The sequence below is a fragment of the Streptosporangium sp. NPDC020072 genome (assembly GCF_040631445.1).
Classification (GTDB): Bacteria; Actinomycetota; Actinomycetes; order Streptosporangiales; family Streptosporangiaceae; genus Streptosporangium.
In genome coordinates, this window is the sequence record NZ_JBEYAB010000020.1 from 21433 (window position 1) to 38540 (window position 17108).

Sequence of the window (17108 nt, forward strand, 5' to 3'; positions counted from 1 at the left end):
GCCGATCCTTGAACCATGGTTCTGGCGGTGATCATCGGTTGCGAGATCGGCTTCTGGGTTCTTCTCGGACTCGGTCTCGTCACGCGTTACCTGCTGCGCATGAGACGTCTCAGTACGGCCCTGCTGCTCGCGGTGCCGTTGCTCGACGTGATCCTGTTGGCCGCCTCGGTGGTCGACATCCGTGGCGGCGCCGAGGCGGACTGGCGCCACGGTCTGGCCGCGGGCTACCTCGCCTACTCGATCGTCTTCGGTCATCGGACCCTCAAGTGGGCCGACCAGCGCTTCGCCCACCGCTTCGCCGGAGGGCCGCCGCCCTGGAAGCCCCCACCCGGCGGCAAGGCCAGGGCCCGCTACGAATGGATGATGTGGCTGCGCACCGTCCTGGCCTGCGCCATCGCCGCCGCCGTGCTGTACGGCCTGGGCTGGCTGGTCGGCGACTGGTCGAAGGCGAGCGGCCTGCTGGAGTTCGGAAGCGTCCTCCCAAGGATCGTCCTCATCTCCCTCCTGTGGCCCCTCAGCTACACCCTCTTCCCCAAGAAGGAAGCCCCTGTGGAGAACTCCGTTCCCTCGGACCACTCCGTTCGGTAAGGACCCGGGGCGCTCCCATGGGGGCTGTTCTTTCGGGGGCGTTCTCAACGGGTGACGGGGAAGTCGTTCTCTCGGCGGGTGCCGCTGCCTGGGGCCCGGGTTGTTCTCTCGAAGGGCTCCGTTCGCTGGTGGGGTACCTGGGGGTTTCCGGACAGGTGACTTTGCGGGTGTTGATCCAGTGGCGGTTCATGCCGAACTCCCGGGCCACCGCGGCGACGGAGCGAGGGCCGTCCAGCACCATGCGGACGACTTCCTCTCCGAACTCGGGCGAGAACTGCCTGCGACGTCGCGTCACGCGTTTACCTCTTCCAGGCTATCTGTCGGGTTATATGCCTGATTGTCCGGAAATCGTTGAGCACCCCAGTACTCGCTGAGCACTACTCGTGTCCACAAGCCGCACAGGCCCACGTGTCCGGAGAAACCCAGGCACCCCACTGGGCCACTGGTGCATTCATACGCGTCAAAACGGCACCATGCTCGCCAAGGCCCCGCTGCGTACCATGCGGGATATGCGTCCCCTCCAGCACCCGGATGTCTCGACGATCACACTGCCCATGATGCTGAGCGCCCTGGCCGACGAGGTCCGCCTGACGGTCGTCCGTCGGCTCGCCGAGGCCGGGGGCGTGGTCTGCGGCCAGTTCGACGTCCCCGTGAGCATGTCCACGCTCTCCCATCACCTGAAGGTCCTGCGCGAGGCCGGGCTCCTCCGCGTCACGCCCGAGGGGAGTTTCCGTCGTCACGAACTCCGCCTCCCCGAGATGGAGGCCCGCTTCCCCGGTGTCCTGTCCTCGATCCTCAAGACCGCCCCCTGAGGACTTTGGGGACCTCCGGTGCCACAGCCGATAATTTGGCTGAGCACCCACCCACGCCTGGTAGAGTTATCCCCGTCGCCAAGGCCACCAGGCCAAAACGACAGGCAAGCGGCCGTAGCTCAATGGATAGAGCATCTGACTACGGATCAGAAGGTTAGGGGTTCGAGTCCTCTCGGCCGCGCAGCACGTCAGAGGCCCTCCGGGATCATCCCGGAGGGCCTCTTTCATGTCCGTACAGCAGCGTTGTACAGCAACGTCATCTTCTGAGCGGCTGGCTGTGGGGTCGTTCGCTCAGGCACCGTAGCCATCGTCCGGGGTCCCGGCGGGGATGGGCGGACAGTCGTGCGGGTCGATCGACACGGCGGCGTTCTCCAGGAGTGGTTCGGGCTCGTCCTCGTCGTCGGTGCGGAAGGTGAAGACGACATCCGAGGGAACGGTTTGTAAGTAGGCCCCGCCAGGAAATTGGTAGGGGGCCGGTCGCCAGCGGCACCCGGCGGAGTCCAGGGCTGCGACGATCTGCCGGTAGGTCATGCGGCCGGGGAAGGACGTGATCGTGTTCGTCCGGGTGTTGAGCAACTCGATGGGGTCGTGCCAGGTCTGGACGCTGACCGAGGTCACGATGCGGCAGCGGCAGACGCACAGCTCGATGTCGCCGTAGCCGAACAGGTGGGGCCACCGGGTGCGTTTGCTGATCCGGCCGCTGGACCACGGTGGGCCGAGGATGGCGGCGATGTCGGGCAGAGACACGCCGCACCGCAGCGGTCCGATCCTCCCGGTTGTCCCGAAGCCGGCCATCACTTCCAACGGGATCATGTGGGGAGACTGCCAGCAGGTGCGCTTCGATATCCACGGCATTAGCGGGCGCGCATGACCTCTCCTGTACATTCATTGGCGAGTCGCCTCACGCAGGTGTAGGCCTAGCGACGGCTCAGACACTTGTCAACCATTCTTCTCCGGCTAACAGCGCGCGCTACGGTTGGCGGCCAGAAGAAGCCTCGTCGCGCTGCCAGTAATCGGCTCCGCTTGCTCGAGTCCACGCGGTTAAGTCTGTCCCCTTGGCGAAGCTTCCTCATAGTTGCCGTGGGAGAGGCGAGGTGCTGTAGCGTCACTGACGCCTTAGATGACACGATGCTGGTCGTCGGTGATGCTCAATGACTTTTCGACGAGGAACTTCTGGCTGACGTTTCGGCTGGTGTGCAACCCACAGCGCGGTGATGTATGGCAACACCGCCCTGATGATCGCACGATACCAGCCCGCATCCCCCGCTTCGCTATGGCGGGAAGCTGCTGGTGGGGTGTCTGTCCTTCCTGGGACCAAGGTAGGGCGACACGCTCGCTAGAGCGTTAGGGCTGAAGCTGGCAAGGCAGATGAGATTTATAAAACGTGCTTGCCAGTAACGGATAGATGGGTCAGTATTCCGACATGCGCCTGATCCTCGACACAAACATCTGGTCATACATCGGCGAAGTTGGCGCTCGTCGCGAGTTAGAGAGGGTCGCTCTCAGCCGCCACTGGACTATTTGCACTCCACCTGCCACATTACTTGAGGTTTTGCGTACCTCCGACCCCGCTCGACGCCATCGTTCAGTTGACGCGTTGAGTTCGAAGTATTGGAAACGGCTTCGGACAGAGATTGATAGTGAATGCAGTGAATTCATTGCCGAGGCTCGCCGCCTCCGCCCTAAATGGGTGAGGCAATTACCGTTGCCCGACAAGCCGCGCAAGCTCCGTAATTTCTGGACATGGCAAATTTGGAGACAAGCGACCAAGGATCATGCTGAGTTGGCAAATCGACCCACTATGGCGAAGTCTGAAGTTGATGACGAGCTCGCCTATGGTCCATTGAAAGCCAATCGAGACGCGCGTCTGGAGTCGGGGATGAAAATTGAAGATCTCGACTCTCTTTTCCTTCGTCCTGATCCTGACATGCCTCCGTATCAACTCCTAGGTTGGAAAAGTGACCTAGCGCCAGTCGAATGGTGGAGAGTTGACTGTCGCGACATTTACATGAACGCTCTCCGATTCGGAGACTCTATGCGTTTTATTGATCCGGGGAATGCGAACTTCGGGACTGAAATAACCTATAGTGATTGGTTGGGATCCTATCTGTGGCTTGATCAGGTAACGGCAGACTGGGATGACTTTGGCAAGTTTTGGCTGTACGAGGTGGAGAAGGCCAACGTCCCGCGTAGCTGGATTCGCTCGGCAACCATGGCGGCTCAGATGATGGGCAAGGTAGAGATCAGCGCCCCTCGTGATCAGCAGTTGGCTACCTACCTTATTGATTGCGATGTTTTCGTTACGGCAGATAAGCGTTTTGCTTCAGCGTTGGAGCGTGTGCGTCCTTACTGTCCGGTTCCTATGGCTGAAATTCGATGCCTTAAAGGCGTGGCGAACAACAGTCAGGTTGTTGATTTGCTGGCCGAAGCTATTTCGTAGCGTGCGGCGCGGTCTATGGGGTTCGCGCCTATCTGTGATTGCTTAAACAATCTAGGGAAGCCGCTGGGTGGGCGTTTGTGGCGAAGACGGATACCTGTGGGCAGTCTCGGACTGACTAAAGAGCAGACAGAGGGGGGAGTACGTAGGTCGAGCCCCTCTGGCATGATCCCAGAGGGGTTTTTCGTTTCCATGAAGCAGTGAAATAAAGAAGCGGGGTCAGCGGTTACCGTCCAATTGATTATTCAGCCGATCGAGTGCCTTGCGGGTTTCCGGGGTGGGGATCTGGGTGTAGACATCCATCGTCATAGAGATCTGCGAGTGTCGCAGGACGCGCATCGCGACGCGGGGATGGACGTCGAGGGCGGCCAGGAGCGAGGCGCAGGTGTGCCGGGTGTCGTGAACGCGAATCGTTGGCACGCCCGCCCGCTGGCAGTGCGCCTCGAAGGCCCGGTTGAAGTTGCGCGGCTCGATCGGCGTCCCGTTCCGCGTGGTGAAGACGAGGTCGGAGTCTTGCCACTTCTCCCCGGCGGCCTTACGGGCGTCCTCCTGGACGTGCTGACGGTGCTTGAGTGCGGTGACGCACAGACCGAGGAGCGGCAGTGACGCCGTCGAGTCGTCGGTCTTGGTCGTCTCCCGGTGAAGAAGCTGTCCGCGGACCCGGGTGAGCTGACGGGAGATCCACAGCTGCTCGCCGCCGAGGTCGACGCAGTCCCAGGCCAGCCCGAGCACCTCGCCCCGCCGCAGGCCCAGGACGAGGATCAGCACGTAGGCGGCGTAGAGTGGGTCGTCGATTGCCCGCAGGTGTTCGAGGAACCGTCGTGCCTCGTCGACGCCCCACACCGCGCGCTGTCGCTTCTTCTTCGTCTTGCCGGCGGCGGGCAGGGTGGTCAGCGCCGCGACGTTCTTGGAGATCAGTTCTTCCCGTACGGCGTTGCCGAGCGCCGAGCGCAGGACACGACGGATGCCCGCGATGGTGCTCCGGGCGGGGTACCCCTTGCAGCACTTCCCGACGGCGCAGCACCGGCGCTTGTTCTCCGGGCGCCGGTGGTCCTTCTTCTGGTCACAGCAGGTGCACAGGGTCGGCAGCGTGTTGAGCCAGATCTGCACGTCGCGGACGGTGAGCTTGTCGAGGCGCTTCTTCCCCAGGCTGGGGACGATGTAGAGCCGGACCAACGGTTCGTAGGCCACGTAGGTCGTCGGCTCCCGGTTGGGCTCGATCACCTCGGCGAGCCAGCGAGCCAGATAGGCGGCAAGAGTGGGGTGCTTGGTCGGCACCGGCCCTTTGCGTGCCAACTCGTGGAGCTTGAGCCACTTCTCGTGAGTCTCTTCGCGGGTCTTGCCATAGGCCCACTTCCGGGTCCTCTTACCTTCCGGCGTGGTGACCCAAACGTAGCCCGCCCAGCCGTCCTTGTACGGGAAGACCGACCCCTCACCGTTTGAGCGCTTGCCCATCAGGCGGCCTCCTCGCGAAGTCGGGTCACGTAGTCGTTCAGGGCGGACTCCGGGATACGGCGGCAGCGGACACCGACCACGACGGAGGCGAGTTCACCAGAACGGAGAAGGCTGTAGAGGGTCCATCGGCTGACCTTGAGCTTGGCCATCACCTCGGGCACCGTCAGCATGTCGTCGGTCTTCATCGGCCGCCTCCACCGTCCGGTGAAGTGGGTGAGGGCGGCGGATCACCACTCAGGAGAGCGGCAAGCAGGGCATCCCCGGCGGACAAGCCCTTGCCCGTGTACTCCCAGTGAGAGATCACAAGGACGGTGTCCTCGTCGAACAGGGGCAGGCGGCCGGTGGTGATCTCGTCGGTGCGGGCGTGGTCGCGGCGTTCGTCGCGGATGGCGCCCATGGTTGTGGAGTAGTGGCGGGACCGGGTGGAGAAGTGGCCGCGGAACCCGAGCATGTGGGCCCACTGGGTCAGCCGCAGGTTGGCGTATTCGTCGAGGGCGCCAAGTCGCATGCACTCGGCGATGAGGCGGCGTGGGTGGTCGCGCAGGTCGAAGGCTTCCAGGTCGTCGAGGGGGTTGATGCGCCGGTCGAGGGTGCCGACGCATTCGGCGGCCTTGGTGGCGTACTTGGCGATGTAGCCGGCCACTGCCTGGTCCGACAGCTCGCCGTCCATGGTGATCTCGCGGACGTCGAGCTGCCGCCCCCACCGCAGGATGCGGGCGGGTTCGTCGGCGGTGGCGGGGGTGGTCGCGGTGACGGCGTGGGCGGCGTGCTGTACGGCGTCGGCCAGCGTCTCAGCGGTGGCCCAGGCCGGAGGTGGAGAGTCCGGACCGTCGGGTCCGTCGAGGCGGATAACGGCGTGGAAGTGCACCACCCCGCGCCGCTGGTACTCGGCGACCTTGGTAAACGAGATCGTGCACTGGGCGCGCAGTTCCCGCAGCGTCAGGCCCGCGGTTTTGGCGACGCGGCGGCGCAGGGCGTCGGTGAAGTACTTCCACAGCTGCGGAGCGAGGGCGTTGAACAGCACGCTGCCGGTGTAGTCGTAGCAGTCCGAGCACAGCGGTTCGCCCAGGCAGGACTCCTCGGCCCCGTGGCGGGCGGTGCAGGACATCACCCGGCCGTGCGGGCAGGTCTCGGCGTTCCGGCGGGCGTGGCAGGGCAAGGGCCTGCCGTTCTTCTCCCGCCGGGTGTGGACTGCGCCGAAGGAGGGGGCGGTGAGGGTGACGAACAGGCACGGGTGAGCGGTTACCGAGGGCGGGACGCCCTTGCCGCCGACGAGTCCGGCGCGGATGAGGTGGTAGGTGTCGGCCCGGTAGACCTCGGCGCAGGCCGGGCAGCGGGAGGCCCGCCGGGTCTTGCACGGCAGGCGGAGCATGCCGTCGGGTTCGGTGGCGGTGGTGTAGGAGTGCAGGAGCCGGCCGGTGGAGCGGTCGACGTGCAGGACGCGGCCTCGTAGGTGGATGGGTTGGCGGCAGCCGCCCGTGGTGCGGATCTGGGAGGCCCAGCGGGGGTAGTTGCGGTCGTTCAGGCGGGTGATCATGCCTGCGATGGCGTGCGGATCGGGGTGGATTGTGGGCAAGATGGTCTCCTCCTTTCACTCGTTGGGGTGAGGGGGGGATGGCCCCCGACCTGGCGGGCGTCTTGGCGGATGTACGGCCAGGCCGGGGGTGCCGACGGCTCAGCAGAAGCCGAGGCCGTCGCAGTGTTCGCAGGTGGTGCCGTAGCTGTCGCTTCCGGTGCCGCCGCAGGTGCAGCACCGCCACCACCGGGACGGGATCTCAGCCGGTGTCACCGGCTCGTCGGGTGGCTCAGGACTCATGCGGTGGCTTGACGATGCTGAGGATGGCGGTCCACTCGACGTGGACAGGGCCGAAGCAGCGAGAGATCGTGTAGAGGCCCAGCGGCAGCAGCCGCGGGTCCACGGAGGTGCCGCACAGGGCGGCGATCCGGTCGATCTCGGCGCACAGGTCGTCGTCGGTGCCCTGCTCGGGGTAGTAGGTGACGATCGTCGAGTCCGTCGGGACGGGGACGGCGGGGTTGGCCTCCAGGAAGAAGGCCAGGTCGCGCAGGCCGCCGATGAAGGCGGTACGGCGCTGGGTGTCGGTGGACATGATCGGTTCTCCTCTTCACAGGGCGTCCGGCGAGATGCGCAGGGTGCGCAGCAGGTCGGAGGCCAGTTGATGGGACACACCCAGACGGGCGCGCAGCGTGTCGCGGCTGATGGGCCTGCTGTGCGCGGTCTGGTATTCCTCGGCCACGCGCCGGGCGTAGTCGAGGAGCTCTGAGGACGGCCCGTCCTGCTCGGCGTCGATGGCCGGGACGGGCGCGGAAACCGGGACGGGTTTGGGGGCGATCTCCGGTACGGAGGACGGGGTCGGTTTGGGGACGACATCCAAGACAGTCGAGGAGGAGGCCGGGGACAGTTCATGCTCCGGCGCAGTACGAGGAGTTGAGGCGCGGCGTTCGAGCATGGAGACGGCGATGAGGAACGCCCCGGCGGGTGTGGCGGCGGTGATCCATCCCCAGGGGGATGGGTCGGCCTGGTTGAGGTTGGCGGCCAGGGACAGGACGATCCCGGCGACGAGCACGAGGGTGGGCCAGGAGATCCAGCCGTTCCGAATACGTCCGGTGTGCTTGTCGCGCTGGCGTTCCCGGGCGGCCATGACGCAGGTCAGGTCGACGCATACGGCTACCGCCCAGGCCATCCACCCGTCCTGGCCGTGTTCGGCGGCGGTGTCGCGGATGTGGGTGAACGATCCGGCACCCGCGATGGCGGCCAGGGTCAGGATCGACCCGGCGTCCAGCAGCCAGCGGATGAGGCGTCGCATCGTGTCCCCCTTCCTCGCATCAGGTCAGGCGGTGAGGAGTTCGTCCAGGTCGGCGAGGTCGAACTCGGTCGCCGGAGTATGAGCGGTGATCTCCGCCCAGGACGGGGTCAGATCGGCGTACATCCAGGCCGCGTGCTCGGCGGTCGCCTCGGAGACGTGGAAGGAGCGGGCGCGGTACCACTGGCCGTCCTGGGAGGCCACGATCGCCACCCCCGGCGTCTCGGCCGGAATCGCCCGCGCGGAGACCAGGGCGGCCGGGTCGAGGTCGCCGAGCGTCATGGTCGCGGTCTCGGGATCGTTGACCCGGTGGCAGATCCTCCCCGAGCACTGGGCGCGTAGCGCGGTGACGCCGGGGCCGAGGTCGGAGCCGATGCGCTGGCCGCAGCAGAACAGGTAGATCCCGAACGCCCGGCCAAGCCGTGCCACCCGCAGCAGGGTCGTAGAGGTATGGGCGACCTCGTCCTTCTCGGACCTGTCGGCCATGAGGTACAGCTCGGCCAGCTCGTCGACCAGGACCACGACCGGCACCGGCCGTACCGCCGGGGGAAGCTGCCAGATGTTGCGGGCGCCCGTTCTCCGGCACAGGTCCATCCGGTTGAGCATGAGCGTCACCAGGTCATCGAGCAGGCCCACGCTCTCGGTGCGGGTGGTGGCCAGTGCCGACAGCCGTGGAAGGTAGGGGGTGAATTCCACCCCGCCCTTGAGGTCGAAGCCGACCAACGCCACCAGCTGCGGGGCCAGGCCGACGATGAGGGCGTTGGCGAGGTTGGACTTGCCGGACTGCGTCGCTCCGGCGCTGAGCCAGTGCGGGACGGTTCGGAAGTCGATCACCCATGGTGCGCCGGTCTCCAGCCGGCCCACCGTGACCTTGAGCAGTTCCTCCGACGGCGGTAGCCGATCGACCCGCATCAGGGGATCTCGGATGACGGCGGACAGGACGACCCGTCCGGGACGTGGGGAGGACACGCGTACGGCGTGCACACCCCAGGAGTGCGCCAGCCGTTCGGCGACCTGGGCGTAGTCGTCGGGGATCTGCCCTTCCAGCAGGTGGACGGTGACACGCCAGCCGTGCCGGGTCGGCAGCGGGAACCGCATCCACGGCGTGGTGTCGACGGCGATGCGGCGGAAGCGGCGCCGTACCTTCACGGTGCCGGTGGAGACCAGGGCGCCGGGGGTGAGGGTGAAGGCCCAGCGGGCGCGCTTCTTGGTCAGCCCGCAGCCGAGGGCGACCTTGCGCCAGGAGGCCCGCACGCTCAAGGCGGTGAACGGGTAGCCGACCATCGGCCAGAACCGCCAGGTCGCCAGTATGGCCAGCGCGGTCGCCAAGACGAGCAGGGAGTGCGACAGGTCAGGCATCGCCGCTCCCGCTGGTTGGTCTGCCGGAGACGGGGACGATGGAGGCGGCTTTGTAGCTGATGCCCCAGCGGGCGGTGCCGTTGCTGGGGATCTCCCAGACGTAGCCGACCATGCCGGTGGGGACGACGTCCTGACCGGGAGCGATGGGCGGTTCTCCGGAGGTTCCGACCTTGACCAGTTCGATCCGGCCCAACTCGTCTTCGGCGAGGAGCACGGATTCGTAGACCTTGTTGCCGTCCTTGTCGGTCTTGATCTTTCCGCTGTCCTGGTCGATGACGCGGGGACGGGCGGCCTTGACGCAGGTGAAGCGGAGCCGGTGGGTGTCGACGGGGATCGGGATGGTGCGCATGGATGGACCTCCTTGTTCGTCTCAGCCAACATAGTCAACCTAGTTGGCCTGGATGTCAACGTTCTCATGGTTGGCCTGGTCGCGTGTCTGTGCTGAACTAGAGACACCCACGACCGAAGAAGAGGGTGGATGGTCAAGAACACCGGGCGACCCGGCTACCTGCAGATCGCCGACGACCTGCGCGACCAGATCCGGCGCGGCACTCTCGTGCCCGGCGAGGCGCTGCCCTCCACCACCCAGCTCGCGACCGCCTACGACGCCTCGCTGAGCGTGGTGAAACTCGCCGTCGGCGTGCTACGCAACGAGGGGCTGGTCATCGGCCAGCAAGGCAAGGGCGTGTTCGTCCGCGACGACGCCGCCCCCGCCCCGCCGGCCTCCGATGAGCTGGCCGAGATCCGCGCCACCCTGCGCGACCTGTCGGCCCGGCTGGAAAAGGTCGAAGCGGAGCTGAGCGAGGGGAAGTAGCGCGCTCACCCGCGCACGTGGCAGCCGGTGACCCGGCGGGCCAGCGCCGCCGCCCGGCTCGGAGGCTTCTCGCCGAGTCGCATGCGCCGGTCCTCCTGGCGCATCCCGACCAGGACGACGACGTAGCCGACGAACACCGCCGCGCTCAGTACCAGGCCGATGATCAGCGGGATCATGGTCGCGCTCACGTCCAGATCACCCCCGCCTCGGCGGTGCCGTACGGGCGGTTGGCCGGGCGCCGCACCTGACCGCGCCACCGGTTGGCCGTCCTGCGCCGGGCCGTCTGACGGCGGGTCCACCGCTCCCGGGCCAGGCACTTGCGGCAGGCGAACCGTCCCTCCTCCAGGACCGCGCCGCATCCGCAGGCGGGCGTCTCGTCGATCGGCCGGATGTGGTTGATCACTGCTGTCTCTCCTCTCGTCGCTACCGGTGATGCCTTGCGGTATTGAGAGTGCGACGAAGAGTCAGGACGTGATCACTACAGGATGGGACATGTACAGGACGTCCGGTCTACGATTGCCCCGTCCCTGGACGTCCCCGCTGACAGGCAGGTGAGATGGCGAACGAGCGGTTGCGCACGGCGTTACTCGAACGGGGAACCACCATCATGGAGGTGGCCGAGGCCATCGAGGTCGACGCCAAGACCGTGGAACGATGGATCACCCGAGGCCGGGTGCCCTACCGCAAGCACCGCTTCGCCGTGGCCAAGCTGCTGGGGGTCGAGGAGGCCTACCTGTGGCCCGAGGCCATGACCCCCGCCCAGGCCGCGGCCGTCTCCGAGACCGAGATCGTCACCGTCTACCCGCACCGCTGGGCCGTACCCAAGGACGCCTGGGGACGACTGTTCGCCTCCGCCCGCCAGGAGATCGACATCCTGGTCTACAGCGGCATCTTCATCGCCCAGGACACCGGCATCGTCCGCGTCTTCGCCGACCGGGCCGACGCGGGCGTGAAGATCCGGATGCTGCTCGGCGACCCCGACTCACCCGAGGTCGCCCAGCGCGGCATCGACGAGGGGATCAACGACGGCATGGCGGCCCAGATCAAGACCGCGCTCGTGTTCTACCGGTCGCTGCGCCGGCACGAGAACGTGGAGATCCGCTTCCACCGCACGGTGCTGTACAACTCCATCTACCGCGCCGATGACCAGCTGCTGGTCAACAGCCACGTCTACGGCACCTTCGCCTCCAACGCCCCGGTCATGCACCTGCGCAAGGTCCCCGGCGGCACGATGGCGGCCACCTACCTCAACAGCTTCGACTCCGTCTGGGACCAGGCCCGGCCGGTAGAGTCCTGACCCATGACGGCCCGCCGGATCGACTTCTACGACGACCCCGCCGCACCCGCCCCCAACAGCCTGGTGCCCTCGGTCAACGTCGTCGTCGTCAACGACGCGGGCGACATCCTGATGATCCGCCGCTCTGACAACGGCAACTGGGCCGTGCCCGGTGGCGCCATCGATCTGGGGGAGTCCCTGCCGCAGGCCGCCGTACGGGAGACGCTGGAGGAGACCGGCATCACGTGTGAGATCACCGGCCTGGTCGGCACCTACACCGACCCCCGCCACGTGATCCTCTACACCTCCGACGGTGAGGCCCGCCAGGAGTTCTCCATCGTCCTGACCGCCCGCCCCGTCGATGGGGAGCCGACCCCGAGTGATGAGTCCCGCGAGGTCCGCTGGGTTCCGCGCGAGGAGATCGGCTCCCTGGTCATGGACCGGTCGATGCGGCTGCGGCTCGGTCACTTCCTCGACGGCGCCGGGCCGTACATCGGGTGAATACGCGCGCAGCAACTGAGGTACTCGCCTCTGAAAGCTCCCGCACAATAGGAAGGCGATCTCATGACCGAACGCACCCTCACCGACGAGCTGTACGAGGCTGAACGCCGTCTGCAGGCGGCCATGCTCGCCGGAGACGTCGAAGAACTCGACCGGCTACTCGATGATCGGCTTGTCTTCACCGGCCCGCCGGACGGCGCGTGCCATCCGCAGGCCAAGCAGCTCGACCTGGGCAATCACCGCTCACGCCGACAGGTCATGACCAAGCTCGTCGAGGAGGACCTCACCGTGGTCGTCGCGGGCACCACCGGCGTCACCTGCTTCCTCGGCACGCTGGAAGGCACGTTCGCGGGGGAGCCGTTCGCCTCACGGCTGCGCTACACCCGCACCTGGGCCCACACCGACGAGCACGGCTGGCGCATCCTGGCCGCTCACGCCAGCCCAGCCTGAACGTCAGGCCCGCGCGCTCAAGGCGGCCTGTACGGCGTGCACGGCCGCGACGATGCACGGCGTGGCCCTGGTGATCGACCGGCTGACCAGGTGCTCGGGGCCGTACCGGGAGTGGATCTCCGCCAGGCGGGTCCCGACGTCGACCGGCAGGCCGTCCGGGCTGGTGGTCATGTCGCAGTAGGTCAGCGCCTCGACCAACTCGGGGCGTTCCTTGGCGAACTCGGCATTCAGCATGTCGAACAGGCCGCGCTCGGCGGCTTCGCACTCGGCACAGGTGTGGTGGGCCACCAGCCGGGCGAGCCGGTCGTCGGCCTGCTGGACGTCACGCAGGTAGCGGGCGCCGTCCAGCGGATGGAACCCCGTGTCGACCAGGGCGGGAGCGTAACCGATGTCGTGCAACCAGGCCGCCGCGGTCAGCAGGTCGGCCTCCACGCCGAGGATCGACCCCAGCGATTCGGCCTGCGCGGCGACCCCCTGGGTGTGCGCCCACCGGCGCGGCAGCGGTTCCTCCAGCAGGTGCCGGGCCAGGTCACGTGCCCATTCGGCTTGTCCCATACGGTTCACCCTAGACTCCGCCCGAAGCCAGTCCCGAGGCCCAGCATCAGACGTCTCAGGACGTCTCAAAGCGGTGCGGAGCGGACGAAACGCCCCTTGCCGTGCCGGGCCACGATGAGCCCTTCCCGCTCCAGGACGGCCAGCGCCTGGCGGACGGTGTTGCGCGAAGCCCCATGCCGTTCCCGCAGCTCGCTCTCACTCGGCACCGCCGCCCCCACCGGGAGGGCACCGGTGCTGATCCACTCACGCAACTCGGCGGCGATCTCCTGGTAGCGGTACAGCGCTTTTTGCTGCTCCGAGCTTTTCACCCGGCGTCCCGCGCCGGGCATCGTGTCGATCAGTCCTTCGTCCTCCAGGACGGCCAGCGCGCGCCGGACGGTGCTGCGGGCCACGTGGAAGCGCTGGGCCAGCGCCGCCTCCGAGGGCAGGACACTGGCCGGAGGGTAGTGACCGGCGGTGATCTGCGCGCGGAGCCGTTCGGCGATCCGGTCGTAGACCCGCCTGCCGGTCAGCCACCCGTCGGTGTCATCGGTCATCGAGGTCAGCGGCCGTGCGCGCCGTGGATGTTGCCCAGATTGATGGTGAGCGTGCCCTGCTCGCCCTCACGCCAGCCGCGCCGCACCGCCGCGGCGATGTCCTCGGCGGCCATGGGCAGGTGGATGGTGGAGGTGCGCTCGTCGGGCCGGTCACCCCAGTAGAACCAGTAGAAGACGACCTGGACGTAGACGCGGCGGGTACGGGCGTTGTGATCGGTGATCTCCAGGCAGGGCTGGCCGTTCTGGTCGTTGGTCAGGAAGTTCGGCACGTACAGCGCGTTGAGGTGGCCGCGCAGTATGGCCAGCAGGTCCCGCTGGTGGGCGATGATCTTCTCTTTGGACATGCGGGTGCTCCCGTCGTCTCACGGCCCCGGTGGTGCCGGGTTCGGTGCCAGTGAGTCTTCTGACCGGGGTGGGACACAGGCACCACGACTTTGGGGACGTCTAGGGACGTCTTATGTTAGCGTCGCTGGTACCGACCCGCTCCGGGAGGGACCACACCCGATGAACGAACACCTCCGTCACGCCCTCATCCAGGCCCGCCTGCAGCCCCTCGACGTGGCCACCCACCTGACCGTCGACCCCAAAACCGTCACCCGCTGGCTCGCCGGCCGAGTCCCCCACCCGCGCCACCGCCTGGCCGTCGCAGACCTCCTCCACGTCGACGAGAACGACCTGTGGCCCGAAAGCATCCGCCGACGCCCAGGCCCCCCGACCGAGATCAAGGCCGTCTACTCGCACCGCTGGGCCGTACCGGCCACCATCTGGCGCACCTTCTTCGAAGCAGCCCAAGCTGAGATCGGCATCCTCGTCTACAGCGGCCTGTTCCTCGCCGAAGACGCAGGGCTACTCCGCATCCTGGCTGGGCGGGCAAGGGCCGGAGTCCGGGTACGCATCCTGCTCGGCGACCCCGGCAGCCCCCACGTCGCCACCCGAGGAGCGGACGAAGGCGTCGGCAGCGACGTCATGATCTCCAGAACCAGGAACGCTCTCACGCTTTGTCGTCCTTTGGGGGATGTGGAGGGGATCGAGATACGGCTGCACGGGACGATCCTGTACAACTCCATCTATCGCGCCGACAACGACCTGTTGGTCAACCTCCACGCCTACGGCACCCGCGCCTCCGACGCCCCGGTCGTCTACATCACCGGCAACGAACCCAACAGCACCGCGGCCACCTACCTCGACAGCTTCGAACGCGTCTGGGACGGAGCAGTACCCGCAGCTCAGAACGGCTGACAGCGCTCGGATCAAGATCGAAAGAAACTTGTCTGTCCGTCATCAAGGCAGTCCGCCTGCGGCGGCCTGCGCGTCGGGCGGTCGCCGGCCGCGCTGCGGCTCTTCGGCCGGTCGCGGCCAGCACCGCCCACGCGCTAATGCTCGCAAGCGAATGCCATGAACAGATAGATCATTATCAACGAGCTGGCGAGTCACCCACAAGGCTGCCGCGGCGCTTCCGGTGCTCAGGCCTGGCGGCCCTGCGCTCCGGGTCGCCTTGCTATCGAATGAGCGACTACCACCTCGGCAAGGACCAGGTACTGAGGTCGAACTCGTGACGTTTATGCGGTTATGCCGGTGTGAGGGCCAGACTGGTTTTGTTGAGGCATCTGTCGATGAGGTCCCCGGGGGCGCGGATGACTCCGCGACAGGGCAGGCAAAGCAGAGGTGACCATGCGAGCTTTCCACGGAATTGGTTGGGCCAAACGTCGCTACGACGTCGCGCTGGTGGACAAGACAAACGTGGTCATGACCGGTCACGAGAGACATCCTGTACGAACGGATAAAAAGGACTCAGTGATGCAGATCGGCTGAAGCGGTGACCTTGGCTGCATGGCCCTACTAACATCTTGCCTGGGTGTAGGAAGTTCCCCCGCGGGATGAGCGCAGAGTCATACACCGGGTCTTCCTGCGATGCATCGTGCTCAGTTTGGGGTTACTGGGACACCACCATCGACAAAGGGCTGTGACCGCGAGCGAGGGCTGGGACTGAAGATGAACTACGACATCGCAGCCCCTGAACCCGTAGGCATGGTTGCCTCGCTCAGCTCGCTCGGCTACTCATTGCCTGCAGCCATCGCGGATCTTGTGGACAACAGCATCTCCGCGAAGGCATCCAACATCGACGTGGAGTTCACCTGGGCCGGGCGAGACTCCTGGGTCGCAGTCATCGACGACGGTGAGGGAATGACTGCGGACGAACTCGTGACTGCGATGACCGTGGCTGCGCGTGGTCCTGCAACACCGCGTACAGCCACGGACTTGGGGCGCTTCGGCGTCGGCCTCAAGTCCGCATCGTTCTCCCAGGCCCGGCAGCTCACCGTTGCCACCTCCGCATCCGGTACATGGCATGTACGTACATGGGATCTCGACGTCGTCGAGAGAACCGGCCAATGGAGGCTGTTACGTGACTCGGACGAGGCGACGACGAACCTGCTCGACAGGATTCGCGGTACGACTAATCGTGGGACCATCGTGTTGTGGCGGCGGTTAAACGGTTTTCACGTTGACGGCATGACGGAAGACGACGAGTCGACTCAGAAGCAGTTCTACGCGGAGGCCACCCGCGCCGAGTCTCACCTTGGCATGATCTTCGCCCGGTTCTTGACGGGTAGCCGACGTCGCACCATCCGGGTTTCCGGCAGCCCGGTCGACCCCTGGGACCCCTTCCTCTCTGGACACCCATCCGTACAGCCACTTCCAGTGGAACGCTTCCCACTCGGCGCAGGCTCTGTGCGCGTGGAGGCATTCGTCCTCCCCAGCGCACAACGACTCACCCAGGTCGAGTACGAGAAGGCCGGAGGCCCACGCGGCTGGCTCGATCAGCAGGGGTTCTATGTGTACCGCCGGGACCGTCTGATTCTGGCCGGAGACTGGCTCGGACAGCGCGGGCTACGCCGTGAGGAGAAGTACAACCTGGCGCGTATTGCCGTTGACATCCCCGCCGAGGCGGACGTCGAGTGGGGCGTCGACGTCCGCAAATCCAGTGTTGTGCCACCTGTCGGGCTGCGTCCACACTTTCGTCGCATCGCGCTAAAAGCTCGGAGCATAGCCGCCGACGTGCTGCGCTACCGCGGACAGGTCGCAGCACGTACCCATGGTGATCCGCTTCTGTACGCATGGAACGTTCGCCGCAACAACGACCAGGTCACCTGCAGGATCAACCGCAGTCATCCCTTGGTTAAGGCTGTTCTGCGCCCTGGCGGCGTTGGTCCGGACGACATACGTGCGCTGATCCGCCTGTTGGAGGAGACTGTTCCGGTCACCGCCCTTCGTGTAATGCACGAGACGGACACCAGCGACGACCCCGAACCCTTTGGAGGCCCTGGGCTGGCCGACGCCGGAGCAACGGAGGTCGCACAATGCATCTACAAGGCGCTGGTCTCCGAGGGGCGTTCACCCGCTGCAGCCCGAGAACGGCTGCGTACCATGCCCCCCTTCAACCAGATGCAAGGCTTTTGGAGCGGATGAGCCCGTTTCAGCGGTTGCCTCTGCCCTGCCCGATC

The 17108-nt window shown here is 66.2% G+C and carries 24 protein-coding genes and 1 tRNA gene; 10 read left to right on the forward strand and 15 right to left on the reverse strand.

The window, feature by feature from the left end; all coding sequences use genetic code 11:
* The first annotated feature begins 15 nt into the window (after nt 1-15).
* Nucleotides 16-588: a hypothetical protein gene (locus tag ABZ470_RS36885; protein WP_352012870.1), complete on the forward strand. Its 573-nt coding sequence runs from the start codon at nt 16-18 to the stop codon at nt 586-588.
* On the opposite strand, the gene ABZ470_RS36890 is transcribed toward ABZ470_RS36885, so the two are convergent.
* Nucleotides 515-883, reverse strand: coding sequence for a transposase (locus ABZ470_RS36890; protein WP_362917334.1), 369 nt, complete (start codon nt 881-883; stop codon nt 515-517). The genes ABZ470_RS36885 and ABZ470_RS36890 overlap by 74 nt on opposite strands.
* A 214-nt stretch (nt 884-1097) precedes the next feature.
* Between ABZ470_RS36890 and ABZ470_RS36895 the strand changes: the two genes are divergently transcribed.
* Nucleotides 1098-1400: a metalloregulator ArsR/SmtB family transcription factor gene (locus ABZ470_RS36895; RefSeq protein WP_352012871.1), complete on the forward strand. Its 303-nt coding sequence runs from the start codon at nt 1098-1100 to the stop codon at nt 1398-1400.
* Nucleotides 1401-1508: 108 nt separating this feature from the next.
* Nucleotides 1509-1581, forward strand: a tRNA-Arg gene (locus ABZ470_RS36900).
* A 110-nt stretch (nt 1582-1691) separates the two neighbouring features.
* Here ABZ470_RS36900 and ABZ470_RS36905 read toward each other — a convergent pair.
* Nucleotides 1692-2147, reverse strand: coding sequence for a hypothetical protein (locus ABZ470_RS36905; protein ID WP_362917336.1), 456 nt, complete (start codon nt 2145-2147; stop codon nt 1692-1694).
* A 676-nt stretch (nt 2148-2823) separates the two neighbouring features.
* Here ABZ470_RS36905 and ABZ470_RS36910 point away from each other — a divergent pair.
* Nucleotides 2824-3840, forward strand: a complete 1017-nt coding sequence (locus tag ABZ470_RS36910) for a hypothetical protein (RefSeq protein ID WP_362917338.1) — start codon at nt 2824-2826, stop codon at nt 3838-3840.
* A gap of 216 nt (nt 3841-4056) precedes the next feature.
* Here ABZ470_RS36910 and ABZ470_RS36915 read toward each other — a convergent pair whose 3' ends face one another.
* From ABZ470_RS36915 to ABZ470_RS36950, 8 genes are all read right to left on the reverse strand, one after another.
* Nucleotides 4057-5292 carry a site-specific integrase gene (locus ABZ470_RS36915; RefSeq protein WP_362917340.1) on the reverse strand — a complete coding sequence of 412 codons (1236 nt, stop codon included), beginning with the start codon at nt 5290-5292 and terminating at the stop codon, nt 4057-4059.
* On the reverse strand, nt 5292-5477 hold the full coding sequence (locus ABZ470_RS36920) for a helix-turn-helix domain-containing protein (protein ID WP_362917342.1): 186 nt from the start codon (nt 5475-5477) through the stop codon (nt 5292-5294). The genes ABZ470_RS36915 and ABZ470_RS36920 overlap by 1 nt, the downstream gene beginning before the upstream one ends.
* A complete protein-coding gene (locus ABZ470_RS36925) occupies nt 5474-6829 on the reverse strand; it encodes a replication initiator (protein WP_362917526.1) in 1356 nt (451 codons plus the stop codon). Before ABZ470_RS36925 ends, ABZ470_RS36920 begins: the two co-directional genes overlap by 4 nt.
* 138 nt (nt 6830-6967) lie before the next feature.
* Nucleotides 6968-7108 (reverse strand): hypothetical protein, encoded by a 141-nt coding sequence (locus ABZ470_RS36930; protein ID WP_362917344.1) that lies wholly within the window; start codon nt 7106-7108, stop codon nt 6968-6970.
* Nucleotides 7098-7400, reverse strand: a complete 303-nt coding sequence (locus ABZ470_RS36935) for a hypothetical protein (protein ID WP_362917346.1) — start codon at nt 7398-7400, stop codon at nt 7098-7100. Before ABZ470_RS36935 ends, ABZ470_RS36930 begins: the two co-directional genes overlap by 11 nt.
* Nucleotides 7401-7415: 15 nt before the next feature.
* Nucleotides 7416-8117, reverse strand: a complete 702-nt coding sequence (locus tag ABZ470_RS36940; protein WP_362917348.1) for a DUF2637 domain-containing protein — start codon at nt 8115-8117, stop codon at nt 7416-7418.
* A 24-nt stretch (nt 8118-8141) separates the two neighbouring features.
* Nucleotides 8142-9473 carry an FtsK/SpoIIIE domain-containing protein gene (locus ABZ470_RS36945; protein ID WP_362917350.1) on the reverse strand — a complete coding sequence of 444 codons (1332 nt, stop codon included), beginning with the start codon at nt 9471-9473 and terminating at the stop codon, nt 8142-8144.
* Nucleotides 9466-9822, reverse strand: coding sequence for a hypothetical protein (locus ABZ470_RS36950; protein ID WP_352012762.1), 357 nt, complete (start codon nt 9820-9822; stop codon nt 9466-9468). Before ABZ470_RS36950 ends, ABZ470_RS36945 begins: the two co-directional genes overlap by 8 nt.
* 129 nt (nt 9823-9951) lie before the next feature.
* Here ABZ470_RS36950 and ABZ470_RS36955 point away from each other — a divergent pair, with 129 nt between their 5' ends.
* Nucleotides 9952-10287 carry a winged helix-turn-helix domain-containing protein gene (locus ABZ470_RS36955; protein WP_362917352.1) on the forward strand — a complete coding sequence of 112 codons (336 nt, stop codon included), beginning with the start codon at nt 9952-9954 and terminating at the stop codon, nt 10285-10287.
* 5 nt (nt 10288-10292) lie between these two features.
* Here ABZ470_RS36955 and ABZ470_RS36960 read toward each other — a convergent pair whose 3' ends face one another.
* Nucleotides 10293-10475, reverse strand: coding sequence for a hypothetical protein (locus ABZ470_RS36960; protein ID WP_362917354.1), 183 nt, complete (start codon nt 10473-10475; stop codon nt 10293-10295).
* Nucleotides 10472-10690, reverse strand: coding sequence for a hypothetical protein (locus ABZ470_RS36965; protein WP_362917356.1), 219 nt, complete (start codon nt 10688-10690; stop codon nt 10472-10474). Before ABZ470_RS36965 ends, ABZ470_RS36960 begins: the two co-directional genes overlap by 4 nt.
* A gap of 153 nt (nt 10691-10843) precedes the next feature.
* Here ABZ470_RS36965 and ABZ470_RS36970 point away from each other — a divergent pair, with 153 nt between their 5' ends.
* The 3 genes from ABZ470_RS36970 (at nt 10844) to ABZ470_RS36980 (ending at nt 12514) form a co-directional block, all read left to right on the forward strand.
* The gene (locus ABZ470_RS36970; RefSeq protein ID WP_362917358.1) at nt 10844-11584 is read left to right on the forward strand and encodes an XRE family transcriptional regulator; all 741 of its coding nucleotides are present in this window, start codon (nt 10844-10846) and stop codon (nt 11582-11584) included.
* Nucleotides 11585-11587: 3 nt separating this feature from the next.
* Nucleotides 11588-12064 (forward strand): NUDIX domain-containing protein, encoded by a 477-nt coding sequence (locus ABZ470_RS36975; RefSeq protein WP_362917360.1) that lies wholly within the window; start codon nt 11588-11590, stop codon nt 12062-12064.
* 63 nt (nt 12065-12127) lie between these two features.
* Nucleotides 12128-12514 (forward strand): nuclear transport factor 2 family protein, encoded by a 387-nt coding sequence (locus tag ABZ470_RS36980; RefSeq protein WP_362917362.1) that lies wholly within the window; start codon nt 12128-12130, stop codon nt 12512-12514.
* Nucleotides 12515-12517: 3 nt separating this feature from the next.
* Here ABZ470_RS36980 and ABZ470_RS36985 read toward each other — a convergent pair whose 3' ends face one another.
* From ABZ470_RS36985 to ABZ470_RS36995, 3 genes are all read right to left on the reverse strand, one after another.
* Nucleotides 12518-13069, reverse strand: coding sequence for an HD domain-containing protein (locus ABZ470_RS36985; RefSeq protein WP_362917364.1), 552 nt, complete (start codon nt 13067-13069; stop codon nt 12518-12520).
* A gap of 65 nt (nt 13070-13134) precedes the next feature.
* The gene (locus ABZ470_RS36990) at nt 13135-13605 is read right to left on the reverse strand and encodes a GntR family transcriptional regulator (RefSeq protein ID WP_362917366.1); all 471 of its coding nucleotides are present in this window, start codon (nt 13603-13605) and stop codon (nt 13135-13137) included.
* Between the two features lie 5 nt (nt 13606-13610).
* Nucleotides 13611-13949 carry a hypothetical protein gene (locus ABZ470_RS36995; RefSeq protein WP_362917368.1) on the reverse strand — a complete coding sequence of 113 codons (339 nt, stop codon included), beginning with the start codon at nt 13947-13949 and terminating at the stop codon, nt 13611-13613.
* A 160-nt stretch (nt 13950-14109) separates the two neighbouring features.
* Between ABZ470_RS36995 and ABZ470_RS37000 the strand changes: the two genes are divergently transcribed.
* Both ABZ470_RS37000 and ABZ470_RS37005 read left to right on the forward strand, forming a co-directional pair.
* Nucleotides 14110-14844 (forward strand): XRE family transcriptional regulator, encoded by a 735-nt coding sequence (locus ABZ470_RS37000; RefSeq protein WP_362917370.1) that lies wholly within the window; start codon nt 14110-14112, stop codon nt 14842-14844.
* Between the two features lie 753 nt (nt 14845-15597).
* Nucleotides 15598-17073 carry an ATP-binding protein gene (locus ABZ470_RS37005; RefSeq protein WP_362917372.1) on the forward strand — a complete coding sequence of 492 codons (1476 nt, stop codon included), beginning with the start codon at nt 15598-15600 and terminating at the stop codon, nt 17071-17073.
* Nucleotides 17074-17108: the final 35 nt, after the last annotated feature.